Origin of the sequence: Streptomyces muensis, assembly GCF_021474425.1 — a bacterium.
Classification (GTDB): domain Bacteria; phylum Actinomycetota; class Actinomycetes; order Streptomycetales; family Streptomycetaceae; genus Streptomyces; species Streptomyces muensis.
Window position 1 is genome coordinate 1 of record NZ_JAKEIP010000390.1, and the last position, 5,715, is coordinate 5,715.

The 5,715-nt window shown below is 70.1% G+C and carries 5 protein-coding genes; 1 reads left to right on the forward strand and 4 read right to left on the reverse strand.

Annotated elements, in window-relative coordinates:
* The 3 genes from L0P92_RS41505 to L0P92_RS41515 all read right to left on the reverse strand — a co-directional run.
* The coding region (locus L0P92_RS41505) for an acyl-CoA carboxylase subunit epsilon (protein WP_234768316.1) at positions 1–121 on the reverse strand (121 nt) is incomplete at its 3' end.
* Positions 122–178: 57 nt separating this feature from the next.
* Positions 179–1,762 carry an acyl-CoA carboxylase subunit beta gene (locus tag L0P92_RS41510; RefSeq protein ID WP_234768312.1) on the reverse strand — a complete coding sequence of 528 codons (1,584 nt, stop codon included), beginning with the start codon at positions 1,760–1,762 and terminating at the stop codon, positions 179–181.
* Positions 1,763–1,916: 154 nt separating this feature from the next.
* Complete coding sequence (locus L0P92_RS41515) at positions 1,917–4,247, reverse strand: polysaccharide lyase 8 family protein (protein ID WP_234768313.1); 2,331 nt, start codon at positions 4,245–4,247, stop codon at positions 1,917–1,919.
* A gap of 143 nt (positions 4,248–4,390) precedes the next feature.
* Between L0P92_RS41515 and L0P92_RS41520 the strand changes: the two genes are divergently transcribed.
* Entirely contained in the window at positions 4,391–4,945 is a 555-nt protein-coding gene (locus L0P92_RS41520) for a YceI family protein (protein ID WP_234768314.1), read from the forward strand.
* A gap of 41 nt (positions 4,946–4,986) precedes the next feature.
* Here the strand turns inward: L0P92_RS41520 and L0P92_RS41525 are convergent, their stop codons facing one another.
* On the reverse strand, positions 4,987–5,556 hold the full coding sequence (locus tag L0P92_RS41525; protein ID WP_234768315.1) for a YdeI/OmpD-associated family protein: 570 nt from the start codon (positions 5,554–5,556) through the stop codon (positions 4,987–4,989).
* Between the last annotated feature and the right edge of the window lie 159 nt (positions 5,557–5,715).

The following is a 5,715-nucleotide window of genomic DNA, read 5'->3' on the forward strand; positions in this document are numbered from 1 at the left end:
ATAACAGGTCTCGTGGGCTCGGAATGTGTATAAGAGACCGGGCCAGGAGGATGGCCGTGATGGCGGCGACTTCCTCGGGCTCGGCGTGGCCCTTCTCGACGCGGATGTCAGGGGTGTTCATAGGTCACAGTCTCCGTGAGAGAGGTTTCCGCGGGGGTACCGCGAAGGATCCGCTGGGTTACTGCGGGGGGTTGCCGTGCTTGCGGGACGGCAGGTCGGCGTGCTTGGTCTGGAGCATCGCCAGGGACCTGGCGAGCACCTCGCGGGTCTCGGCGGGGTCGATCACGTCGTCCACCAGGCCGCGCTCGGCCGCGTAGTAGGGGTGCATGAGCTCGGACTTGTACTCCTTGACCATGCGGGCCCGCATGGCCTCGGGGTCCTCGGCCTCGGCGATCTGCCGGCGGAAGATGACGTTGGCGGCACCCTCCGCGCCCATCACGGCGATCTCGTTCGTCGGCCAGGCGAAGGTGAGGTCGGCGCCGATGGACTGGCTGTCCATGACGATGTACGCACCTCCGTACGCCTTGCGCAGGATCAGCGAGATCCTCGGCACGGTCGCGTTGCAGTAGGCGTAGAGGAGCTTGGCGCCGTGCCGGATGATCCCGCCGTGTTCCTGGTCGACGCCGGGGAGGAACCCGGGGACGTCCAGGAAGGTGACGATCGGGATGTTAAAAGCGTCACACATCTGGACAAAGCGCGCAGCTTTTTCCGATGCCTCGATGTCCAGGACGCCGGCGAGGGTCTGGGGCTGGTTGGCCACGATGCCGACCACCTGGCCGTCGATCCGGGCCAGCGCGCAGATGATGTTCCGCGCCCAGCGCTCGTGGACCTCCAGGTACTCGCCGTCGTCGACGATCTCCTCGATGACCTTGGCCATGTCGTACGGCCGGTTGCCGTCCGCCGGGACCAGGTCGAGCAGGGCGTCCGAGCGGCGGTCGGCGGCGTCGGTGGCCTCCACCCGGGGCGGGTTCTCGCGGTTGTTCTGGGGCAGCAGCGACAGGAGGTAGCGCACCTCGGCGATGCACGTCTCCTCGTCGTCGTAGGCGAAGTGGCAGACACCGCTCGTCTCGGCGTGCACGTCCGCGCCGCCGAGGCCGTTCTGGGTGATCTCCTCGCCCGTCACCGCCTTGACCACGTCCGGGCCGGTGATGAACATCTGGGAGGTCTCGCGGACCATGAACACGAAGTCCGTGAGCGCCGGGCTGTACGCCGCGCCGCCCGCGCAGGGGCCGAGCATGACCGAGATCTGCGGGATGACGCCGGACGCCTTGGTGTTGCGCTGGAAGATGCCGCCGTAGCCGGCGAGCGCCGAGACGCCCTCCTGGATACGGGCGCCGGCGCCGTCGTTCAGGGAGACCAGCGGCGCACCGGCCGCGATGGCCATGTCCATGATCTTGTGGATCTTCGTGGCGTGGGCCTCGCCCAGCGCGCCGCCGAAGATCCGGAAGTCGTGGGCGTAGACGAAGACCGTGCGGCCCTCCACCGTGCCCCAGCCGGTGATGACACCGTCGGTGTACGGCTTCTTGGCCTCCAGGCCGAATCCGACCGCACGGTGCCGGCGCAGCTGCTCGACCTCCCGGAAGGAACCGGGGTCCAGGAGCAGCTCGATGCGCTCCCGGGCGGTCAGCTTGCCCTTGGCGTGCTGCGCCGTGGTCGCCTTCTCGCTCGGGCCGGCCAGCGCCTGGGCACGGATCTCGTGCAGCTCGGCGGTCCGTCCGCGGGCGTCGATCGGCTCACCCGGTGCCTCATCCAAAACGGTCATGTAGCGACCTTACGAAGGACACCGAGGAAAGCGAGCCGTTGACTCCGTACAGTCCTCGGACCCTTTTCCTGGTACCCCTGAACAGAACCATAGGGGCGTGCATGCTTTCCGACTGCTCAGAGGGCATCCGCGTTGTGGGGGTCGCACAAAGGCGTCAGCCGAGAAGCACCTCACATCGATGGGTGGCGCATACCATCCCCGGAGTGACACGGAGGCGCAGTCGGCGGCCCGTCGAGAGGATCTCGACCGTGTCGTCCGCGCGCAGGACGCTGCGCACCGGGTAGTCCCAGGTGATCTCCAGCGGCTCGCCCGTGCGCGGCGGCTCGCTGACGCAGAGCGTAGCGGCACGGCCCCGGCGGCGGAGCAGCACACTCGCCCCCACGGAGGCGGTGAGCGGGCCGGCCGTGCCCGCCGCCCAGAAGTTGGCGGCCGTGAGGCCGAGGGAGGGGACGCTCACCGCCTGGCGCGTGCTGTCGTTGGCCAGGACCGACAGCCGGCGACGGCCCTCGGCGGCCCGAACGGCGACCTCGCGGCGGCCGGCGCCGGGCATGAGCAGATAGACGTAGGTCGCGTCCGTCGGGTCCGTGCCGTGGTCCAGCCAGAGGGTCTGCCAGCGGCGGGTGCGGCGCTCAGTGGTGCTGGTGGTGTTGATGTCGGCCCAGGCGCCGGTGCGCTCCTCGCGCAGGGTGCGCAGATCGCCGTACGGCACCACCCAGCCGCCGTGGCCCTCCAGGTGCGCCCAGCCCGGGCCGCGTACGAAGGCCTGGGTGCCGGTCTCCCCCAGGTTCCGGTTGTCGACGATGGTCTCGACGGGGACGCCGTCGGTGCAGGTGATCCCGGCCCCGAGGCAGATCACGGCGTCGTCGACGCAGAACCACGACTTACGGGCTTCCAGCGTCGAGACGAGGCCCTTCAGGTGCTGGCCGATCGCCGCGTACTCGCCGTCGGTCGTGCCGCCGACCCAGCGCACGTCGGGCTTGGGCTCGCCCCATTCGCCGCCCGCCCGGTCGGGGAGGCGGAGCGTGGAGACGGTCGTGCCCGGGAGGCGGTACCAGTCGACGGTCGGCCAGTACCAGTCGGTGTACTGGTCCCCGAGGCCCGGCGCCCACCAGGAGAGCATTCCGGCGCCGGTGTGCCAGCCGCGGGGGTTCTCGCCGTTGCCGCACTCGTAGTGGGCGATGCGGTCGCTCGCCATGGCGAGGTTCGCGACGAAGCGCGGGCGGCGGTGGACGGCTCGGTCCATGGCCGCGAAGAGGTGGTGGCCGGTCGGTTCGGGGGCGGCCGGGACCGGCGAATCGGCGACGGTGTGCAGGCGGGCGAGGTCGGCGACGCCGAACTGGGGGGAGGTCAGGATCGGGGTGACCGTGTCCCGCTCGATCCATCCCTTGATACGGCCGTGCCAGCGCTCGCGTTCCGCCGCGCTCGCGCCGCCCGCGAGCAGGGCCATGGCGGCGATGACACCCTGGCCGTGGAAGTGGTCGCTGCGCATGACGTGCCGGTCGTCGCTCTTGAGGTAACCCCGGCTGATGGCACGGCCGTTGACGCTGTCCATCATCAGTCCGTCGTGGATGAGCGGGGCGTAGGCGTGCTCGACGCTGTCGAGGATGATCTGCCGGGCGGGGTCGGTGACCTCCCAGTCGGATCCGGCGAGCAGGGCGAAGAGGCGGCCGAGGCCGTCCAGGAGGACCTGGCCGTAGGTGCCGGAGTAGGCGACCCAGGTGTGCTGGACGAAGGAGCCGTCGGCGTAGAGGCCGTCGCCCTTGGTGACGTACGGGAAGACCGGGGAGAGCGCGTCACGGGCGAGGGCGATCTTCGCGGGGGCGCGGCCGAGGATGCCGCGCAGGGCGACGCTGCGGCAGAGGTCGACGCGGTTGGCGCCGGTGGAGGTGCCGGAGTAGTCGGTGAGCATCGCGTCCGGGATGAAGTGGTCGACGGCCGCGCAGGCGGCGGTGACCCGCTCCTCGCCGAGGTGGCCGTGCAGGGCGGCCGTGATGTCCATCAGGAGCCGGGGGCTGCCGATCTGCCATTCCCACCAGTTGCCGTAGCGGGTCGTGGAGGGGTTGTAGACCGTGGCGGAGAGGTGGTCGAGGCCGCGCAGGATGTCGGCGAGGAGGGCCGGGTCGGCGGTTGAGCCGGTGCCCTGCTGGACGTAGGCCTGGGTCATCGTCCACAGCCGGCCGTAGCTCTGGGTGATGCCGGCGGGCGGGTCGAAGGGGTGGCCGGGCCAGAGGGAGGTCGGGGTCGGGGCCATGGTGGTCCGGAAGCCGCGGGCGAGGGTGCCGGTCTCGGCGAGGCGGGCGGCGTACGGCTCGGTGGCGGGGTCGTAGCCGGTGCCGAGGGCGATGTCGAGCCAGCGGAGGCGGAGGGCGTCGTAGGCGTCGGCGGAGGCGGCTCGGGCGGCGGGGGCGGTCGTGGCCAGGAGCGCCGCCGCGAGGAGGACGGCTCGGCGGGTGGGTCTCGTGAGGCCGGTGCGCTGAGAGGTCATGCCATGGGCATCTACCACCTCACCGTAATCACGCCAACACTTTGCGGATGATGTTGAATCCTGAACGGAATAGGTCTACGGTCGGTCGCGTTGATGTAGTTCAAGATTCAACATCACCGCCATTAACTCCGAAGGAGCACGACATGACGAACGCCGACCTGACCGCGCTGACCGGCGACTACACGATCGACACCGCCCACTCCACGATCGGCTTCACCGTCCGCCACGCCATGGTCACCAACGTCAAGGGCAAGTTCCTCGACTTCAGCGGCTCGCTGCACCTGGACGGCGGCGACCCGTCCGCGTCCACGGCGTCCATCGACGTCAAGATGGACAGCATCGACACCGGGTCCGCCGACCGTGACGGCCACCTGAAGAGCGCGGACTTCTTCAAGATCGACGAGTTCCCGACGATGACCTTCCGCTCGACCTCGGCCGAGGCCCTCGGCGACGACGACTACCGCATCACCGGCGACCTGACGATCCTCGGCACCACCAAGCCGCTCACCATCGACCTGGAGTTCAACGGCGCCGCGAAGGACCCCTTCGGCAACGAGCGCGTCGGCTTCGAGGGCAAGGCCGAGATCAAGCGTTTCGAGTGGGGTCTGACCTGGAACGCGGCGCTGGAGACGGGTGGCGTGCTGATCTCCGACAAGATCAAGCTGAACTTCGACATCTCGGCGATCCGGAACGCGTGACGCTTCCGCACGGGGCGACCGGGCGCCGGTGACCGAGTGGCTCACCGGCGCCTTGCCAGTTCCCGCAGGATCGCGGCGACCTGGGCATCGCGGCTGCGCGGGGTCCGGGCCCTGAGCAGGCCGAGCATGACCTGGTAGCGGTCGGTGCGGCCCAGTCGCTCGAAGGCCGCCTTGGCCTCGGGGTTCTCCGCCAGCGCGGCGGCCAGTTCGTCCGGGACCCGTGCCTTGCTCTGCGACTCGTACGCCGCCTCCCATCGCCCGTCGGCCCTGGCGGCGTCCACCTCGGCGAGCCCGGACGGGCGCATCCGGCCCTCGGCGGTCAGTTCCGCCACCCGCCGCACATTGACCATCGACCAGAGACTGCCGGGCCGGCGCGGGGTGATCCGCTGTGCGTAGTACGACGTGTCGATCCCCTTGCGCTGCCCGGTGATCCAGCCGTGGCACAGCGCAACGTCGTTGACCTCGGCGGCGCTCACGGAGGGGATGTCGGAGCCCTTCTTGGCGACCTTGACCCAGAGGCCGGGGTGCGGGGCGGGGTGCTCGGTCAGCCAGGTGTCGAGGGCGGGGGCGGACTCGAAGGCGACGGCTTCCGGGTCGCGGTGAGGGCTCATGGCGGAACCGTAAGGGTGAAGTAGGTCAGAAACCGTCCGCTATCGATCCATCACCCCCCTCCCCTCCCCCCGGGCTCGGATAGACATCTCCGCGCCCCCGAGAGCGGGGGTATATGCTCGGATGGCGGCTTGGGGGGGGTGGGGGGGGGGGGGGGGGGG